The sequence below is a fragment of the Microcoleus sp. ARI1-B5 genome, from assembly GCF_036705795.1.
Lineage (GTDB): Bacteria > Cyanobacteriota > Cyanobacteriia > Cyanobacteriales > Microcoleaceae > Microcoleus.
This window is the reverse complement of sequence record NZ_JAUBVK010000006.1, coordinates 73,468-90,199: the sequence shown is the minus strand read 5'-3', so window position 1 is coordinate 90,199 and position 16,732 is coordinate 73,468. Positions and strand designations below refer to the sequence as shown.

Below are 16,732 nucleotides of genomic sequence, written 5' to 3'. Positions count from 1 at the left end.
ACTACATATTTATCACTACCCACCGCCGCAAGCAACCCAGATTTCTCCTTCAAATAATCCCTCAGTTTCAGCCGCATCAGCTAGGGACAGAAACGCATTTGTGCCGACTGAAACACGCAGTTCATCTAATCTGGCTCGCTCGTGAATAGTGACAATTGTATCCCAGTCGTCTGTTTTGTAGAGTCTAAGTTTTATCATGATAAATCGTGATGATTGGGTTGTGCGCTCGACAATTTCCAAATCCTCTCTCACGATCGCTCTTGCGGCAGTTCACCTCTGAACTTCAACAAGGATGTCTGGGATCGATCGAGTATCGATCGACAATTGCTATACTTGAACAAAGGATCTGTCCTTTCGCGATCGGATAGCTGACAGCCATGACCCAAAGCATCAATCCCACAACCATACCGCCCGCCTTTCCCGATCACACGCAACTCCCAGACTCCGACGGCACGTTTGTGAAAAACTTCCAAGAACTTCCCCAGAGTATCCTGCTCACCGACTCCCTGGAAACCACGCTGCAAACTCTTCACCCGGACGGACAGTATGCGATCGGTCAAGATTGTGGCATTTACTGGCGCGAAACCGACCCTCCCGAACGTGGAGCCGAAGCCCCTGACTGGTTCTACGTCCCCAACGTCCCGCCCCTGTTAGATGGCGAATTTCGCCGCTCTTACGTGTTGTGGCGGGAGTATATTGTGCCGTTAATTGCGATCGAGTTTGCGAGCGGCAACGGTTCCGAAGAACGGGACAATACTCCGTTATCTCGCTTACCCGAAGGTGGGAATCAGAAACCAGGAAAGTTTTGGGTTTACGAGCAGATTATTCGGATTCCTTACTATGCGATATACGTCGTTAAAACAAGTGAATTGGAAGTCTACAATTGGGTGAATACTCGTTATCGCCGCCTGGAACCGAACGATCGCGGACATTACCCGATCGACCTGATGGGTGTAGAGTTAGGCGTGTGGGAGGGTAGCTATCAAAATCAGCCCATGCGATGGTTGCGTTGGTGGGATAGTGAGGGGAATTTGTTATTGACGGGTAGCGAACAAGCTAGACTCGAACGCCTCCACACGGAACAGGAACGCCAACGGGCCGATCGCGCACAGCAAGCGCAACGGGATGCGATTCCCCAACTTTTGGCGATGGGTTTAAGTGTAGAGCAAGTAGCTGGGGCTTTGTCGCTGTCGCTCGAAGATGTGGAGAGATTTGTTGGGTAAAGTGCGATCGGCCTCAAATACAACTGAATCGGGAGTATGATGAATGTCGATTCTGTCATGGGAACAAACTCTAGCCGATGGAGGGGAAAAGTAGCGCCTCAAAAAAACTACCGCCCCAAACTCACACCGCGATATAATTCCTCGATCGCCATATCAAGCTCTATACTCTGAAATATGGCTCTATCTCCCGCACCATAAACTACCGTTTCCCAACGTTCTCCACTCTCATCTTGCACCCGACGGCGACACTCCACCCGCATCTGGTCTTGCGAGATTAAAACATATTCTTCCAAGGATTCAAGCTGTTGATAATCTGCAAACTTATCAGTGCGATCGAAGTTTTCAGTTGCAGGGGATAGCACTTCGGCAATTAACTTAGGATAGCGCTTCACATAGCGATCGTTACGATCGCGCGGTTCGCAGGTGACAAAGGCATCTGGATAGTAGAAAAACGCATCGGCATAATTCACTTTGACATCACCGGAAAAAAACTGACAGTCACCTTCGCGCAGGTGAAGATTGATCGCGGTTAAAAAATTAATACTCAGACGGTTACGATCGTCGCTACCTCCGGCCATTGCGTAGACTAAACCGTGCCGGTATTCATGGCGGATGATATTCTGGTGTTCGAGTGCAAGGTAATCTTGGGGGCTAAACCCGGAGGGAATTGCAATCATGATGTGGCATTTTGTGTGAAAATTTGGTGATCGCAGCGACGGATTGAGAGTGGAATAATGGGTTCAAATTCTGCATTTACCACTCCAGCAATCATGCAGTTTTCCGGGTGCGTCCGCCAAATCGACGGACATGGCGAGAGCCAATGCGGACAATCCAGATTTGACCATCCAGATAACGGCTTCGAGGCGCGAGCAAGCAGCGATTTCACTAGCGCTAATTTCAAAAGCTGCTGTCTCAATGTCGATCGCTACAATCTTACCATATCGAGTGACCGGTGCAGACAGTTGATGAATGTCGTATTGGTAACTAATCCAAGCAAATTGTTATACGGCGATAACTTTCACATTTTTTAGGCTAACTTCTCAAACTTTCTTGACTTGAACCCTCTCCTAGCTCAAGCTCAATGATAAACAACACTGCTAGCGAAATTGTCAACTTATTACACAAGTGTAGGTAGCGACTATAGGGAATTTCTCGCTGAGCACCAGTACCACCGCTCCTCTAAAAAACATTTTCTCCATTTCTCCATATTGAGGCATGATGTGAGCCGTTTCTTAACATACTGTCTAAGCCATCTGTGAAAGTGTAAAATGGTTTTGTTTGTTCAAAAGGATTAGCTTTTTTATCTTTACTAACGTCCTTCATGTATTTATTCAATGTCATTGATTGAAATTGGTCGTAGGAGCGCCCCAGAAAAATATTGTTTAAACAAGCAAATATTACAAAAAAGCTTGTGATAGATTCATAGGCTTGACCGTAATATAACTTGACAGCTTCAAATGACTTTGAGCCAACTATTTTATCATCAACATCTTCATCACCAATTCGTGAATGTACAACCATTTGGCTCAACTGATTATATATCTTAAAATAATCCGAAAAAATTGAAATATATTGCCTTAAATGCTGGGTCTTAAGATTATTTGAGTAAAATTCCAAAAATTCTGCAAATCCTTGTGGATGGTCGCGTTTAATTGTATATATCAATTCAATCGCCGGCTCTAAAAGTTTTTCAAAACGAGGATAAAACAGGCTATCGAAGAAATTAAATGCAACCTCATTAAAGTTTGATACTTTAGTTTCGCAAAAATACTTTTTGCGTTGTTTTTCGTAGTGTTCTATAGCTTTTGCGACCCTTTTCTTTTGCCCTTTTCCCTCTTGTAGTACAAAGATATTTTTAACGGCTGTCCAGAGATTGCTTGCATTCGGCACGTCGAATTGTAGTGCTATATCTTGCGTTTTTATATTGGGAACGAGCCTTAAATAAGGTGCTATTTTGGAACCATACAATAAAGAAGGAAATGCTATGGCAGAATTAATTTCGTCGCGGTTAAATGCAAAAAATGGGTGCAAATTTAAAACAATTGCATTTTCGCCTTCACTCTCTTCAATGACTACATTTTCTTCTGGCTCAAAATGAGCATTAGGCGGATTTGCTCTAACTATCAGCGAAATTGATATTCCACAAGACTTGCAATCAAAAGTATGAGATTGATATTTTTCAGTGCCAACTCCTGCCCGCAGAATATAGTTTTCTCCGCATATCTCACAACGAGCGTAACCGCGTAAAACTGCCATGCCATCTTCTTACTTCGTCTTACAAGGACACTTGCTAACGTGCTGTACTCATTATCGATCGCACAACCGCTACCCTGTAACAATAGCTCAGTCTTTGGAAAAGGCGATCGCCCATAACAACAGCAGCCCAAAAATATAACTACTGTTTCCCCCCAAAACATCCTAAAATCCATCACAACAAACCGCGATACCGAATAAAAATCAACACCACCGCCCACGAGCCCAAAGCAACCTTTGCAGCCACCAAAATATTCAGCAAAGGCACCACACCACCGCTAACTAATGCCCCAAACTCTCCATGCGGCAACTCGTACCCACACAAAGTGATCGCAGACAACACCACAAAAACCAATACTGAAATCTTCTCCCAAGTCGCCGCGTGCGATCGCTCGTAAATCCGCTGCATCCACTCCGATGACGAAGTAATAGCCACCAAACCGATCGCAGTTCCCCCCGCGACACCCGCCGCAAAACCGCCCCCCGGAGTCAAATGTCCCCGCAGCGACAATTCAATACTCACCAAAGCCGCAATAGTCGCTCCCAAACGGGCTAAAACAATCGAAGGTTGATCGGTAAACTGATAAATTGTGCAGGACGGTCTTTCAGTGGCTAAGAGAAAATTAGCGCCCATAATGGCGATCGTAAATACCACCACTTCAAAAATCGTGTCATACAGCCGATTTCTGAAAATAATCGCCGATACTGCATTCGGAATCCCGCTATCTTTGACAATCAATTCTACTATCGCCAGACCTGATAAACCTGACGCTGGATTGGCAAAAAACAGCATTTTAATGTAAAGCAATATCCCCGCCGCAATGTAAACCCATTTCATCGAGCATCCTCCCCTGAATCTGAAGCGATTTTATAATCAAGACTGGTATATTTTAATGAAATCTCAGCTTGCATGATGTCATACAGCCGTTGGATTCTAGTCACTGTTTGATAAGGTTTTTTTACTACCTCACCTGCTGCATCATCTGCCACAGGCACACAAGTTGCATGGATTTCTTTCTCCATCAGGGCGCGGTGTAAAGCCTCCTGACTTGTGAAAGGTACTACCTCAATGCGGAGATAATACTTGCTAAAAATTCTGCGGAAATCTTCCAGCAACCGGCTAAAATCGCGGGCGTTCTCTACTTTCAACTCTACTGTCAAAACATCGCCCTCAGTCTCGACTTTCTCCTCTTCCAACACGCCCAAACGCATCACCAAGGACGATCGCACCGCCACCGCATACAGCGTTATTGCCAGCATCGTACCCATCAAGGCTTCCGTCAAAGCCACATCTGCCGCCCCAAACACTGAATAGATCAATGCTGCGATCGCACCTAATATGCCGCGAATGATTAGGGCATGGTAGGGATTGACCTGAACTACTACCATACAAGCAGCCAAGGGCAACAGTGCAGTTAAGATATAGATATAGCTATCATCATTCATAAGGCCTCTGGTGGAAACTCCGTCTGATTTTCTTCCTCTTCACTGGAACAGTGCGCCAACACATATCCCAGCATGGTATTCCAAATTGCTAAGGAAATAATGGCTAAAGTTAGCAGGGGCCATCTACCAGGTATTCTGATCAGCAGCCCGACAACGATCGCGATCGAACCCAAGGTATCTGAAACCGAAAGACTGTGTAACTTAAATAATACCGATCGCTTGCCCAGTAGGTGAGAAGTCCCCCAAAACCAGAAGACTATTCCTACACCGATAAACAGATAACTCAACACATCAATCATAGGTCATTCATTCGCTTTATTATATGTGCCAGCAGCATTAATCCCGCATTTCCTACTGTGAGGATAATTGCCCCCACAGCGCCAATCATCCAATCGTCGCGCAAGACAGAGATGAACAAAGTCATAATTCCTGCCTTTGTGGAAATACTGCCCAATGCCAGCATTTTCTGCCAAACATCATCATCCTTCAATGCCTCGTACATGGGCATGAGCATCGCTGCAATCATCGCAATTAAGAGCAAGTTCATGGCTTTTCAATCGGCAGAATCCGGTGGACTTCGTAGCAGCCTTGTTGGTTGTGTCTCACCACAATTGTTTTGGGTGTAAAGGTGATCAGAAATACATCCAAAAATATCATGATCGGCGATCGTTTGAGTTTTGCCCGTTCCAAAATCATGTCTTCTCCGTTATGGGGACGGATGATAATTTCCAAGGCCTCAATGTATGCTACTGGAATCGCGATCAGGATTTTTTTGAGCATACTCAGCCATTCCTCGATCCTTTCCGGGGGTGTATTGCCGCGGGGTAGGAGAAATGCAATCAGCACACCAATGATAATATTTGGTACGGTGAAATCTGCGGTTAGCAAAAACCAAATTGTCAATCGTAATATGAAACTTCCAATCATCTTTTTTCCTCCTTGCATACCTTCGTTATAGCTGCTGTCAGTAGGGCGCAGGTGGTTGGAATTGGTGGGCGAGGTCTAGTTTGCATAAAGATTGTTTTGTAGGTGTGAAAAAAAACCGTTTTGCCTCGGAAGTGGGGGCTTCCTGAGATACCTACTCAGACTACCGGATAGAGGCTACCGATACTTTGAGCAGTCGAGATTCCGATTTAAGTGTGGGTTCCTGTCGCTAATGCCATCCAAAAGAGTACGATCAAGGTTAGAGTCATCACACCTACCAGATGATCGAATTGCTCGGCTACACGCGGCAGGGCGATCGCTAACCGTTTAATAATTAAAACATAAATCAGCCACCCGATCGCGATCGTGCCAATTGCTTTGATGATGCTCTCAATGGTATAAGCATCTAAGTACACTATATTGGCGATAATTAGCCCGCCCATCAAAAGTGCGATCGCTGGCCACAAACCCGGCTGGACTTCCTGTTTTTCGCCGCGCGGGATAAAGATGAATTTGGCGAAGGATATCGCTGTACCTACGGCGGCAATATTCATGGCGATTACCTGCCAAGGTAAGAGATTTTTGACAGTCAACACTTTTGCCCCAAATCCTGCGAACAAGGGAAATCCAGAAATGGAAAGACTGGCGATAACTAGGGCAATCCAAAGGTTAGGATCGATCGCCTTAGATTGCAATTCCTTGAGGCTGCGGCTTGGTAAGGAACCTGCAAGTAAGAAGAGGCTTGATTTAACTAAACCGTGAGCGAGCGCATAAAATCCCCCGACTGCCGGTGCTGCTAGAATAAAGCCTAACTGGGAAATTGTGTGAAAAGCCAGCATCCGTTTGGTATCTTTTTCAAACACGGCATAGGAAACTCCCATTAAAGCTGTCGCCACGCCAAAAATCCTGACGATACTATCAATATCATCGGAAATCAAAGCACAGCGTAACAAAGGTAAGATACTAGCTTTAATCACGATTCCTGAGAGTAATGCGGAGACTGGGGTTTCTGATTCTGAGTGAGTTAGCGGCAGCCACAATCCCGAGACAAAAATCCCGCCTTTAATCAACAATCCCAGAAAAATCAGGGCTAAAGCTTCTGGCGGCGCACCTTTTAAACCGTCAAACAGAAAGGAATTATGTTTTTGATAGACTAGCACCGCGCCCACGAGGTAAAATAGCATGGCGGTGTTGCTGACAAATAGATAGCGCAAGGCTACCCATAAAGAGCGATCGGTGCGAGGATAGGCCATTAACAGAAAAGCTGCAATCCCGCTGACTTCTAGGGCGACGTATAAACTGACAAAATCTGCACAGATAAAGGTAGCATTTATACTGCCGTGCAGAATAATCATCTGGGAGTAAAAGAAGGCTGATTTACCGCTGTGCCAACAGTAGAAAATCACCGCAGCAGTTACTATGGCATTTGTCAAGATAAAGTAAGCGCCTAACGGATCTGCGACTACTTGAACGCCGAAATTATCTAGTAAGTTCAGTTTGAGGGGCGACTTTTCGAGAAATAGTTGTAGCGCGTAGCCTGCTGAAACAAAGGTGATGGCTAAGGCGAGATATTTGTCAAGCTTGGGGAGCAGATAAATGACGAAACCGATAAAAAATGGTAGTGTCAGCCAAGCGATCGTAATAATATTCATGGATAGGTTTTACGGCGTGTTATTTTTCTCGATCTCGCTGGTTTCTAATGTGGGATTATCCCGTGCTAGCTTCATCACACCCACCAGCATCAAGGCTTGAATCGAAAAGCCGATGACGATCGCAGTTAAGATGATCCCCTGGGGGACTGGATCGGCGAAAGCTCTATTTTTGACATCTCCCATAATTGGCGTGAACAAGCCATTGAGGGATGCAATCACGACATAATAGGCAATTACACCGGTGCTCATCACGTCCATAGAGACGATCTTCATCACCAGGTTCTTTTTGAGGATGATACCAAAAAATCCGCACAATATTGTGGCAAATACGAAGGCTTCTAACACGGAAAGTTTTGTTGCTTAAGGTTTGGTGATAATCATACCTTACTTAGGTACTACTAAAAAAGTAGAGCTGTTCATTTTCCAGCTCAGTAGAGTGGAGATTTACTCTACAACAGATAAAATTAGGGCGGGTAAGCTTTCCGACAGTTGCAGAGCTTTTGGAACTAATGTTAAATCTGATGGGGGATTGTAATCGGGACGCTCGCGATCGCATCTGTGCAGGATAGTCGCGCGCGATCGCACTTTGAGGCAAAAGAACGACGATCGCAATTTTGTCTCAATCACCAGACACCGGGTGTTCATATTGTCGCTATCAACTACCGCCCCAAACTGACACCGCGATGTAATTTCTCGATCGCCACATCAAGCTCTATACTCTGAAAGAGCGAAGCGCGATCGCGACTATTTAACATATATAGTTTTAGCGGTAGAAAGAATTTCAAAGGCGGCGAATCGGGTTGAAACTGCGATCGATCGCCCGTTTACTAATTAGATCGACTGGTTTGCTGAGGATTGCTTCGAGTTCTTCCTGCATTTGGGCGCGATCGAGTAAACCCCAGTTGCTTTTCGCGCCAAAGGCAACGCCGGATATCGATGTCGCTGTCTTCGGTGAAAGTCGTCGCGAAGGACGGAACCAAACAGAGAGAGTTCGATGATTTGCCTGTGTTGGCAGAATTTGGTGATTTGGTCGATTGCTAGGGCGATCGCACTTTTCATTCAGCCTCCTCAATCTTTATCTAGAGCCATTTCAGCAAATAGTTTCGGTAATTTACAGGTATGACACCGAGAGCTTATAGAGCGAATTGAGCGATCGTACTTTTGTACAGTACGATCGCGTGGCTCGATCGCAGAGCGCGATGGTGAGCAATGCTGCGGCCGCTGGGTGGTCAAAAGTTGTCATAAAACTTCTTGCAATTGCAAATCCGGTTTGAATACTCCTTTTATCTATTGGTCTTGGAAGACTAACTTTGTTTGTTTAGTCGCGATTTAAATCTCATAATTATCGAGGGGAAACAACCCGGATATGATTTATTTACCGCCTAGCAGCTTTTTAGCACCTTGTGTTAGTGTATTTTTAAGCCTGGTTTGGCGCTTGATGCACTCTAAATAATTTCCCAATGTGGGCATCTGATTCTTGAAACTCATGTTACTAATAAAACTGTGTTTTTGCGGTTCATTGTGAGTTGCTCCGGCGGCGACTGTGTTGTGAATTAGAAGTTAAACGGCTCCGTGCGATCGTCTTGTACCAATTTAGAGTTTTGTACGGAATAATGTAAGAGAGCGGTGTATCCAGTTGTAAGAGTAGTTGAATAACTACTGAGGACGAGTAAAAAGCCGTTAGATATCAGTCCGCAAGCATAATGCGCTCTATCAACAACGTCAAATTTGTCTATTTCCTCTCCTGGAAAACGTGTCTTGCTACGACTGAGGCTTTACCAAATTAAATACAGGTCATCTAAGTAAAACTTACTTTTTTATAGGACATATTTTTATGACCAGATTACATCTCACGAGTCACATGAGACGTAGAATTTCTAGTGTTGTGGATTCTTCAATTGCTGTTGTGCAATCTTTAAAGCTTGGGGCAGTTTTAGCTGTAGTGTGTCTTGCTTGTGTTTTGATTAGTGTTCCGGTTTTTTCGCAAATTCAGTTACCGAATAATACCATAAGAATAGGAGTCAGGACTTCTGCTTACCCAATTGGCAATAATGTAAGTAGAGGGCTAACTACAAAGCAACCTGGTGGCTTATGTGGAATTTTTGGTCAGGAGTTAAAGCAGGAGTTAGCTAGTAAGGGTCAACAAATCGAAGTTAAATACGTTTCTATTCTGAATCAACATTTAGGAACTGTTAAGCCTAGATATGATGGCTTGAGAAAAAGAGAAGTTGATATTGAATGTGGTCCAAATTCAATATCATCTAAGAATCTTAAAACAGGTCAAGGTATTGCATTTTCAAATAGTTTTTATGACACTGGTGTGAAGCTTATATTGACCGAAAAATTGGCTGAGGAGTTGAATTCAGGAATTCTGTTGCTAAACGAGATTAAAATTGGCGTGGTTAAAGAATCTACTACAATAGGAGTATTGCAGAGTCTAGACAATATCAATCAAAAAAACGTTGTTTATTATGAAAGTGGTCGTGAAGCTTTAAATGCTCTTAAAGCCAATAAAGTAGAGGCATTTGCTAGTGATGCACTTATTGTGTGGACTTTCCTCAAAAAGGGAGTTAATCAACCAGGACAACCATCTAGAGAACCCTACGAAAATTATGGATACACTATCTACCCAAATAGCTCATTAAAAAGCGCATATTTAACTAGCGAACCAACAGAAAAATATGGTATGGCAGTTAATAAAGATCTGCCGTTTTCCGACGATCTACTAAATGCGATCAACAATACTTTAAATAAGTCTAAATTGTCCAGCTATAAGCAAACATTAAAAGACTTTGAAACAATACCCTATAGTTTGTTTTGGACTTATTTGCAAAAATCATGGCGTTTTTCTAAAGATTATATATGGGTAATATTTGTGCCATTCTTTTGGGAGTTACTAATTGAATTTTCGAGTTCAAATTTGCCAGAAAATCTGCGGAAACGAATTAGATTAATCTCAGCAATAGTAGTAAGTTTATTAATTATATTTATACTTGTTAATGGGTTTTTGGTGTGGGTTATACCGCTGATTATTTCAGGGTACTAACCGCTGTTTGATAGTCGTTAATTTTCAATCATTTGCTCACAAAAATCGGCTGTTTTAGTGCATTTATCGATTGACTCAGATAGAAGTAGCAAAACGCATTGGAATCGATCGCCCTAAAATCACTACCTTGCTGCGTAGCCAACTATCTGGGTTTTCCACCGATCGCCCGACAATGACTTACCATCAGAACGACAGACCATATCCATGCAACCGGACTCGATCGAACTAAGCTAAACTAAGCTAGGTAAATGACTTTATATACTCATGACTATTTTTACTCTGCGATCGATCAAAAAAGACTTCGGCATCAAAGAACTCTTGACAGATGCCAGTTTCAGCCTCGACGAAGGCGATAAAGTCGGACTCATCGGCACCAACGGTTCCGGGAAATCCACGCTGCTGAAAATGATTGCAGGTTTGGAGTCGATCGACTCTGGCGATCGCTGGGTCAATCCAGGCTCTAAAATAGTCTATCTCCCCCAACAGCCGGATTTAGACGAAAATCATACGGTTTTAGAGCAAGTATTTGCCGACAGCGGCGAACAAATGGCTTTGGTGCGGGAATACGAGGAAATTTCCGATCGATTGTCTCACGGCAAAGGCGATACCGACAAGTTGATGGCGCGTCTGTCTGCGGTGTCGGCGCGCATAGATGAGGTGGGCGCGTGGGATTTGGAAACCAAGGCGAAATTGATTTTGACCAAGCTGGGGATTGAGGATTTTCATGCAAAAATTGGCGGCTTGTCCGGCGGCTACCGCAAGCGAATTGCCTTAGCAACGGCTTTGCTGTCGGAACCAGACGTGTTGCTGATGGACGAACCGACAAACCACTTGGACGCGCTGTCTGTGGAGTGGTTGCAGAACTATTTGAACGGCTATCGCGGTGCACTGCTGCTGATTACGCACGATCGCTATTTTCTCGATCGCGTGACCAATCGCATCCTGGAGATCGATCGGGGCGACCTTTACAATTATGCAGGAAATTACGCTTATTACTTGGAGAAAAAAGCCCTAGCTGAAGAATCCGCCGCCAGCACTCAGCGCAAACACGCCGGAGTATTGCGGCGCGAGTTGGAATGGCTCAAACGCGGGCCGAAAGCGCGGAGTACCAAGCAAAAAGCTCGGATCGACCGCATTAAGGATATGCGCGCCCAGGAGTTCAAAACAGTTAACGGCAAAGTCGAAATTGCCACAGCGGGGCGCCGGATTGGCAAGAAGGTGATTGAGTTATTGAATATCTGTAAAGCCTATGGCGATCGCACTTTAATTAAAGATTTTACCTACAATTTCACTCCCGAAGACCGGATTGGCATTATTGGTAGCAACGGTGCGGGAAAATCGACGCTGATGGATATCATTACCGGACGCATTCAGCCGGATTCGGGTACTGTCGAAATTGGCACAACCATTCATATCGGTTATTTTGACCAGCATTCAGAGGATTTGACACCCAATGAAGACCAGCGGGTGATTGAATACCTCAAAAGCGTGGCGGAATTGGTACAAACGGCGGATGGGGAAATCATTACCGCTTCTCAAATGCTGGAAAAGTTTCTGTTTCCGCCCAACCAACAGTATGCACCGATTAACAAGCTTTCCGGCGGGGAAAAGCGCCGCTTATTTCTGTTGAAGGTGCTGATGAGCGCGCCCAACGTGCTGATTCTAGACGAACCGACAAACGACCTGGACGTGCAGACTCTGGCGGTTTTGGAGGATTATCTCGAAGACTTTAACGGCTGCGTAATTGTAGTTTCGCACGATCGCTATTTTCTCGATCGCACGATCGACATGGTGTTCGCCTTAGAACCGGGCGGTAATTTGCGCTTGTATCCCGGCAATTACTCGGTATATTTGGACTACAAAAAAGCCGAAGAAGCCAAGGAAATCAAAGGACAAAAAGACCCAGAAAAAGTTAAGCCTACCCCTGAATCTAACAATTATAAAGCCAAAAATCCGGCCAAATCGACTAAAGTTTCGTTCAATGAGAAGCGGGAATACGAGCAATTAGAGACTAAAATTCCGCAGATGGAAGCTGAGAAAGAAGAGATTGAGAAGATTTTGTACAACAATGCTCCGAGCGGGTTTGCGGAGGTGAAGAAGTTATCGGATCGTTTGGCTCAATTGACTCAGGAAATTGATACTGCGACTGAGCGGTGGTTGGAGTTGGCCGAACGAGTCGGTTAACTTGGGCGTGTAAGTAGAACAGCACGAAAAAACAATAATATCTTGTAGGGTCTTGTAGGGGCTGGTTTAGTGTAGGTTCTATACTAGAAGTGAGTTTACTGTTGCAAAACCCGCCCTCTCCCCACCTGATGTTTATTTGTACCCACTTACTTATAGTTAAGTATGCTAATTTATTGGGTCATTCAATAGCTATGTGCAATATTTGTTTCTCTCCGGGGGTTATAGTCCGATCAAAAAGCTTGCTGGAAAATGTAAGTTGAGCTGTGAATTTTTTAAAGGCAGTGTTATAAAAACTACGAAGAATAAAAGATATGAATGTACTCGGTGTTATTGGAGAACAAACAGGTATTCTACAATTTTTGAATTGTCCCAGAGTTAGATGAGATTTCGGGTGATCTAATTCCTGATGGTTGTCGGGATCGTAATCAAATCTAATTGGTACTGGCAATATATTTTTTGCTATTATGTCTGCATATATTTCGTCATTTTCATAAATCTCAGGCTCGTTCTGAAAATTTTCTAAAAATGGTGAGGGAAAGAAGGCTAATCTATGTGAAATTAAATTAAATTTCTCATAAGTATACATCAACTGAATTAACGCACCATCAATCATTTTGACATTATAGTTGTTATTTTTATCTAACTCCTCATACATCTCTTTGTAATCAACATTTTTCAAGACTATTGAGAGATCCTGCATCCCAGAATATGCGAGTTTATAACTACCTTTACCAGTCTCTGTACAGGAAGGAAAATTTTGTTTATCTGATAAACCAATTGATATTAATTGTTTAGTTATCGCATTAATTTCTCTGTAAATCTCTTGATGGCTAGTCATTAAACTTATTCATAAATTAGATTTTACTTGATGCAAAACAATAGTTTTAGATGATTTGCTGCTGGATATGTTCAAAATTATCAAAGCTTGTCTTTGAGTTGATTTACTAAATCTTGGGGTAAGTCTTCTTTTTGGATAGCACCTTTATCAAGAGCTTCAAGTACGTCTTGTAGGCTACTACGTGACTTAGCTATAAGACCGCGTTCTTTTGGGTTTATTTCTCTATTGATAACATTCATTTTCTGGCGTTCTTCTTCTGTAGGATAAGTGAATTCAAGAACAAAGTCTTTTTCCCTAATTTTATTAAATTCTTCTACTAAACCTCTCATATTTTCACCATAACCTAATACTCTTAGCCAAGCTTTGCTTCTTGTCATCGCAGTAAATAAGATATTCCTTTTTCTGGCAAGTTCTGAACCTGAGAAGCATTCTTGAGCATTGATTACATATATCATTGCAGCTTCATTTCCTTTAGCTCTATTGATACTCGTAAAAGTGATCGTTTCTTCACGAAAAAAATCATCGGGTGAAGTTGTTACTCCAGCAAGGTTAGAGTTAATCCCCTTTTCAAATAGTAAAGCTCTAGCGTCTCCAACAGCCTGTCTAGTTGTAAGTGGATTAGAGTGGATAACCATTATATCGTCACCTTTTAACTCATCTTCCTTAATATTCCTCTCTATTTCATTGATTAACCATTCAAGTTGTGCTTGGTTACTCTCAAAAGATTTTAATATAATTAAGTCTTCAATAGGTGAATGAGATTCCAGGAACTTAGGACTGGTATTGTTAGTCCTAGAAAGCTTAACAAATTTTCCATCTTCCAGGCTTCCTGCCTCTACTTCATAACCAATATCTCTCCATAATCCAGCATTTTCAAACATCTGGATTAATCCTTCTTTTCTATATATACCAAAACCTAAAGCGTGTGCAGAAGTTAGAATTGGACGAGAATTTCTGTAGCATTTTTCCAGAATAATGTCTTGTTTCGGTTCTCCTGCTTTGTTCTGAAGTTGAACACATGGTTTGCCGTGAGCATCTTCTCCAAAGATGATTTCCGGTGATTCCATTGTTTTTTTATTGAGATTTTGAAGCTCATCATAAGCATAAACTATTCTTTTTGGTTCTTTCGATATTTCATAACAAAGTCGCAAAAAATGTCTAGAAAAATCCTGTGCCTCATCAATTAGTATAGCATCATAATACCGCTCAAAAGTTTTAACTTTAGTGAGAGCTTCTTCACAAACAATATCAAACTCTTGACCATATTTGGTCATCATTTTTGCTGAATTTAAATCTCTATATTCAATATTATGTCTTTTACAGAATTCATAATAAATTCCGTCTATTGAGGGACTTCCCCAAGCATGAATAATCTTGACTTTTTCCCAGTCTGGCTCTTCGCTTATATGCTCGATAGTAAAAGTATTAATAAGCTGCTTAAACTGATTTTTTAGCGACCGACTATTAAAAGTTATCGCAATATTCCAATCGGGATGTTTTGCGTGTAAATATGCAGCTTTTAAAGCTAAAACTATGGTTTTACCTGAACCAGCAAGACCTCTAATTCTTTGTACACCTTCGACTGTTTCAATTACTGCGAGACTCTGATTTCTGTCTAAGTTGGCTATGGATTCTTCTAGTTTCTGGAGTTTTGCACCCCTAGAATTTTCTTTCAGAACATAGTTGCGCTGCTTCCTTTTTCTGATGGAAGTCATAGCTTGTATTACTGAATTAAGGCCTTCAAAATATTCACTTGATTTCCATTTTTGCTGATTCAAGTATTTACTCAAATCGGCTTCGCTTGTTATTATTGGATAATCTTCCCAAAAAATATTATTTGGTCTACTACTCCAAGCTGGTGCAAATGTTACAACACCAACTTCTACCATTAATTTTCTTTTATGAGTGAGAATTTTATGTTGAAGTAGTTTAGATTGAATTTTATTTATGCTCTCATCTTGTACTTCTTCTATGTTTAGGCTGGTATCAGTTCCTTCGACAATGTTGAAAATAACAACACCATGTTCTCGGGATACCAAAAGAGCATCAATTTGATATCCTCCTTGAGAGGTTCCGATTATTGGGTATCCTAGATATAAGCTGCCATCGATATCGGCTCTTTTCTCAAATAATTCAGCTAGCCTTCTAGATGACTCTGGTTTGTCTACATCGCCTCTGATAACGTTAACCATGAGATATTACCTTACCTTTTGTAAATATACTTTTAACGCATTTGTATAAAGTTCACTGCGCGATAACCCTAACTGTTTAGCGAGTGCTTCTGCCTCCTCAAACACTGAATCTGGAAGCTAAATTGCAGTCTTCATGCTTGTTCTTGCTTTGGTTATTACATACCTATTATACTGTGGTTATACCCAAGTTGCAAGCGATCGCCCTCCGTCACTTCCTCACGCGCGATCGCACCTCGAATCCCTACCCCGCCGCCACAGACGGGCAATCGCAGCTATTGTCAGCAGCTAATGCCGAAGCTGCTTGACTAGCTCTCTCACTTCAACCAAACAAGGGACTTGAGAATCTTTTCCAATTCTAAAGGTGTGATGCTAGAGTTTTTGCTACAGCCATAGAGTCTTTCTCCGTCTCCGACGCTGACATTATAGTAAGGCCCGTTACCTGCCGGAAAACTATATAGATTTGATTGAGGCAATTTCAATTGTTCTGGAGAAGGAACTTGTTCGGATTTAGCGCGGGCAGATCTCAGTTGAGAGCCATCCCTGCCAAACTCCACAATTATGTTGCCTAAAATTTCAGTGCGCACAGGATAGGAAAACTCAAACCCTCCGCCACCAATTCCGTCGGCAATGCCGTTGATTGCAAAACAATTATTTGCTGAGTTTCGATAAAGAATGGTGTAATTAGGAGCGCGCCCGCAAACTCCTCGAGCATTGCGGCTGGAGTTAGGCGGACAAGGTTTCAATTCTACCTTGGCAACTTGGAAGCCGCTAGGCACGTATGTAGGAATAGCAACTTGGATACCCAGCGCTCTCAAGGATGCTTGCTGAGTATCGCTTAAGCCACTTGACGAACTTTCAGCAGCCGACGCAAAAATAGTTAAAGGCAATAATCCGGCGACGATCAACATGACCCTTCCGCATCTGGCGAACATAATTTTAACTTCTCCTTTCAGGAATTCTTTTCCATGAGTCAT

23 protein-coding genes are annotated in these 16,732 nt (G+C 42.8%); 7 read left to right on the top strand and 16 right to left on the bottom strand.

The features are described 5' to 3' along the window. Positions 1-15: 15 nt before the first annotated feature. The gene (locus QUB63_RS11905) at positions 16-198 is read right to left on the bottom strand and encodes a hypothetical protein (protein ID WP_332945322.1); all 183 of its coding nucleotides are present in this window, start codon (positions 196-198) and stop codon (positions 16-18) included. A 179-nt stretch (positions 199-377) separates the two neighbouring features. Between QUB63_RS11905 and QUB63_RS11900 the strand changes: the two genes are divergently transcribed. Then, a complete protein-coding gene (locus QUB63_RS11900; protein ID WP_332945321.1) occupies positions 378-1,223 on the top strand; it encodes a Uma2 family endonuclease in 846 nt (281 codons plus the stop codon). A 107-nt stretch (positions 1,224-1,330) separates the two neighbouring features. Here QUB63_RS11900 and QUB63_RS11895 read toward each other — a convergent pair whose 3' ends face one another. Next, the gene (locus QUB63_RS11895; protein ID WP_332945320.1) at positions 1,331-1,900 is read right to left on the bottom strand and encodes a Uma2 family endonuclease; all 570 of its coding nucleotides are present in this window, start codon (positions 1,898-1,900) and stop codon (positions 1,331-1,333) included. Positions 1,901-1,957: 57 nt separating this feature from the next. Between QUB63_RS11895 and QUB63_RS11890 the strand changes: the two genes are divergently transcribed. Then, entirely contained in the window at positions 1,958-2,254 is a 297-nt protein-coding gene (locus tag QUB63_RS11890) for a hypothetical protein (protein ID WP_332945319.1), read from the top strand. A 148-nt stretch (positions 2,255-2,402) separates the two neighbouring features. Here the strand turns inward: QUB63_RS11890 and QUB63_RS11885 are convergent, their stop codons facing one another. Continuing rightward, the gene (locus tag QUB63_RS11885) at positions 2,403-3,479 is read right to left on the bottom strand and encodes a hypothetical protein (protein WP_332945318.1); all 1,077 of its coding nucleotides are present in this window, start codon (positions 3,477-3,479) and stop codon (positions 2,403-2,405) included. Here QUB63_RS11885 and QUB63_RS11880 point away from each other — a divergent pair. Continuing rightward, the gene (locus QUB63_RS11880; RefSeq protein ID WP_332945316.1) at positions 3,478-3,618 is read left to right on the top strand and encodes a hypothetical protein; all 141 of its coding nucleotides are present in this window, start codon (positions 3,478-3,480) and stop codon (positions 3,616-3,618) included. The genes QUB63_RS11885 and QUB63_RS11880 overlap by 2 nt on opposite strands. 33 nt (positions 3,619-3,651) lie before the next feature. Here the strand turns inward: QUB63_RS11880 and QUB63_RS11875 are convergent, their stop codons facing one another. The 10 genes from QUB63_RS11875 to QUB63_RS11830 form a co-directional block, all read right to left on the bottom strand. Then, entirely contained in the window at positions 3,652-4,314 is a 663-nt protein-coding gene (locus QUB63_RS11875; protein WP_332945315.1) for a Na(+)/H(+) antiporter subunit B, read from the bottom strand. After that, positions 4,311-4,922 (bottom strand): DUF4040 domain-containing protein, encoded by a 612-nt coding sequence (locus QUB63_RS11870; RefSeq protein WP_332945314.1) that lies wholly within the window; start codon positions 4,920-4,922, stop codon positions 4,311-4,313. Before QUB63_RS11870 ends, QUB63_RS11875 begins: the two co-directional genes overlap by 4 nt. Then, positions 4,919-5,221 carry a monovalent cation/H(+) antiporter subunit G gene (locus QUB63_RS11865; RefSeq protein ID WP_332945313.1) on the bottom strand — a complete coding sequence of 101 codons (303 nt, stop codon included), beginning with the start codon at positions 5,219-5,221 and terminating at the stop codon, positions 4,919-4,921. The genes QUB63_RS11870 and QUB63_RS11865 overlap by 4 nt, the downstream gene beginning before the upstream one ends. Further along, positions 5,218-5,469 carry a hypothetical protein gene (locus tag QUB63_RS11860; RefSeq protein ID WP_332945312.1) on the bottom strand — a complete coding sequence of 84 codons (252 nt, stop codon included), beginning with the start codon at positions 5,467-5,469 and terminating at the stop codon, positions 5,218-5,220. Before QUB63_RS11860 ends, QUB63_RS11865 begins: the two co-directional genes overlap by 4 nt. Beyond that, entirely contained in the window at positions 5,466-5,849 is a 384-nt protein-coding gene (locus QUB63_RS11855; RefSeq protein ID WP_332945311.1) for a Na+/H+ antiporter subunit E, read from the bottom strand. The genes QUB63_RS11860 and QUB63_RS11855 overlap by 4 nt, the downstream gene beginning before the upstream one ends. A gap of 206 nt (positions 5,850-6,055) precedes the next feature. Next, positions 6,056-7,498, bottom strand: a complete 1,443-nt coding sequence (locus QUB63_RS11850; RefSeq protein ID WP_332945310.1) for a cation:proton antiporter — start codon at positions 7,496-7,498, stop codon at positions 6,056-6,058. 9 nt (positions 7,499-7,507) lie between these two features. Further along, complete coding sequence (locus tag QUB63_RS11845; RefSeq protein WP_332945309.1) at positions 7,508-7,843, bottom strand: NADH-quinone oxidoreductase subunit K; 336 nt, start codon at positions 7,841-7,843, stop codon at positions 7,508-7,510. A gap of 99 nt (positions 7,844-7,942) precedes the next feature. Beyond that, on the bottom strand, positions 7,943-8,143 hold the full coding sequence (locus tag QUB63_RS11840) for a hypothetical protein (protein ID WP_332945308.1): 201 nt from the start codon (positions 8,141-8,143) through the stop codon (positions 7,943-7,945). A 136-nt stretch (positions 8,144-8,279) separates the two neighbouring features. Continuing rightward, positions 8,280-8,570, bottom strand: coding sequence for a hypothetical protein (locus QUB63_RS11835; protein WP_332945307.1), 291 nt, complete (start codon positions 8,568-8,570; stop codon positions 8,280-8,282). Between the two features lie 39 nt (positions 8,571-8,609). Then, positions 8,610-8,741 carry a hypothetical protein gene (locus QUB63_RS11830; RefSeq protein WP_293298444.1) on the bottom strand — a complete coding sequence of 44 codons (132 nt, stop codon included), beginning with the start codon at positions 8,739-8,741 and terminating at the stop codon, positions 8,610-8,612. Positions 8,742-9,383: 642 nt separating this feature from the next. Between QUB63_RS11830 and QUB63_RS11825 the strand changes: the two genes are divergently transcribed. The 3 genes from QUB63_RS11825 (at position 9,384) to QUB63_RS11820 (ending at position 12,728) form a co-directional block, all read left to right on the top strand. After that, positions 9,384-10,544 carry a transporter substrate-binding domain-containing protein gene (locus tag QUB63_RS11825; protein ID WP_332945306.1) on the top strand — a complete coding sequence of 387 codons (1,161 nt, stop codon included), beginning with the start codon at positions 9,384-9,386 and terminating at the stop codon, positions 10,542-10,544. A gap of 70 nt (positions 10,545-10,614) precedes the next feature. Next, on the top strand, positions 10,615-10,773 hold the full coding sequence (locus tag QUB63_RS35030) for a hypothetical protein (RefSeq protein WP_442921760.1): 159 nt from the start codon (positions 10,615-10,617) through the stop codon (positions 10,771-10,773). A 35-nt stretch (positions 10,774-10,808) separates the two neighbouring features. Continuing rightward, on the top strand, positions 10,809-12,728 hold the full coding sequence (locus tag QUB63_RS11820; RefSeq protein WP_332945305.1) for an ABC-F family ATP-binding cassette domain-containing protein: 1,920 nt from the start codon (positions 10,809-10,811) through the stop codon (positions 12,726-12,728). A gap of 178 nt (positions 12,729-12,906) precedes the next feature. Here QUB63_RS11820 and QUB63_RS11815 read toward each other — a convergent pair whose 3' ends face one another. Both QUB63_RS11815 and QUB63_RS11810 read right to left on the bottom strand, forming a co-directional pair. Further along, positions 12,907-13,566, bottom strand: a complete 660-nt coding sequence (locus tag QUB63_RS11815) for a DUF2290 domain-containing protein (protein ID WP_332945304.1) — start codon at positions 13,564-13,566, stop codon at positions 12,907-12,909. A gap of 80 nt (positions 13,567-13,646) precedes the next feature. After that, the gene (locus QUB63_RS11810) at positions 13,647-15,758 is read right to left on the bottom strand and encodes a DEAD/DEAH box helicase (protein ID WP_332945302.1); all 2,112 of its coding nucleotides are present in this window, start codon (positions 15,756-15,758) and stop codon (positions 13,647-13,649) included. Between the two features lie 83 nt (positions 15,759-15,841). Between QUB63_RS11810 and QUB63_RS11805 the strand changes: the two genes are divergently transcribed. After that, a complete protein-coding gene (locus QUB63_RS11805; protein WP_332945300.1) occupies positions 15,842-16,063 on the top strand; it encodes a hypothetical protein in 222 nt (73 codons plus the stop codon). Between the two features lie 9 nt (positions 16,064-16,072). On the opposite strand, the gene QUB63_RS11800 is transcribed toward QUB63_RS11805, so the two are convergent. After that, positions 16,073-16,732 (bottom strand): hypothetical protein, encoded by a 660-nt coding sequence (locus tag QUB63_RS11800; protein ID WP_332945298.1) that lies wholly within the window; start codon positions 16,730-16,732, stop codon positions 16,073-16,075.

What these genes read in the sequence shown, in the direction of transcription:
- QUB63_RS11905 (WP_332945322.1), bottom strand. Translation starts at nt 198, where the DNA reads ATGATAAAACTTAGACTCTACAAAACAGACGACTGGGATACAATTGTC.
- QUB63_RS11900 (WP_332945321.1), top strand. Translation starts at nt 378, where the DNA reads ATGACCCAAAGCATCAATCCCACAACCATACCGCCCGCCTTTCCCGAT.
- QUB63_RS11895 (WP_332945320.1), bottom strand. Translation starts at nt 1,900, where the DNA reads ATGATTGCAATTCCCTCCGGGTTTAGCCCCCAAGATTACCTTGCACTC.
- QUB63_RS11890 (WP_332945319.1), top strand. Translation starts at nt 1,958, where the DNA reads ATGGGTTCAAATTCTGCATTTACCACTCCAGCAATCATGCAGTTTTCC.
- QUB63_RS11880 (WP_332945316.1), top strand. Translation starts at nt 3,478, where the DNA reads ATGCCATCTTCTTACTTCGTCTTACAAGGACACTTGCTAACGTGCTGT.
- QUB63_RS11885 (WP_332945318.1), bottom strand. Translation starts at nt 3,479, where the DNA reads ATGGCAGTTTTACGCGGTTACGCTCGTTGTGAGATATGCGGAGAAAAC.
- QUB63_RS11875 (WP_332945315.1), bottom strand. Translation starts at nt 4,314, where the DNA reads ATGAAATGGGTTTACATTGCGGCGGGGATATTGCTTTACATTAAAATG.
- QUB63_RS11870 (WP_332945314.1), bottom strand. Translation starts at nt 4,922, where the DNA reads ATGAATGATGATAGCTATATCTATATCTTAACTGCACTGTTGCCCTTG.
- QUB63_RS11865 (WP_332945313.1), bottom strand. Translation starts at nt 5,221, where the DNA reads ATGATTGATGTGTTGAGTTATCTGTTTATCGGTGTAGGAATAGTCTTC.
- QUB63_RS11860 (WP_332945312.1), bottom strand. Translation starts at nt 5,469, where the DNA reads ATGAACTTGCTCTTAATTGCGATGATTGCAGCGATGCTCATGCCCATG.
- QUB63_RS11855 (WP_332945311.1), bottom strand. Translation starts at nt 5,849, where the DNA reads ATGATTGGAAGTTTCATATTACGATTGACAATTTGGTTTTTGCTAACC.
- QUB63_RS11850 (WP_332945310.1), bottom strand. Translation starts at nt 7,498, where the DNA reads ATGAATATTATTACGATCGCTTGGCTGACACTACCATTTTTTATCGGT.
- QUB63_RS11840 (WP_332945308.1), bottom strand. Translation starts at nt 8,143, where the DNA reads ATGAACACCCGGTGTCTGGTGATTGAGACAAAATTGCGATCGTCGTTC.
- QUB63_RS11830 (WP_293298444.1), bottom strand. Translation starts at nt 8,741, where the DNA reads ATGACAACTTTTGACCACCCAGCGGCCGCAGCATTGCTCACCATCGCG.
- QUB63_RS11820 (WP_332945305.1), top strand. Translation starts at nt 10,809, where the DNA reads ATGACTATTTTTACTCTGCGATCGATCAAAAAAGACTTCGGCATCAAA.
- QUB63_RS11815 (WP_332945304.1), bottom strand. Translation starts at nt 13,566, where the DNA reads ATGACTAGCCATCAAGAGATTTACAGAGAAATTAATGCGATAACTAAA.
- QUB63_RS11810 (WP_332945302.1), bottom strand. Translation starts at nt 15,758, where the DNA reads ATGGTTAACGTTATCAGAGGCGATGTAGACAAACCAGAGTCATCTAGA.
- QUB63_RS11800 (WP_332945298.1), bottom strand. Translation starts at nt 16,732, where the DNA reads ATGACTCATGGAAAAGAATTCCTGAAAGGAGAAGTTAAAATTATGTTC.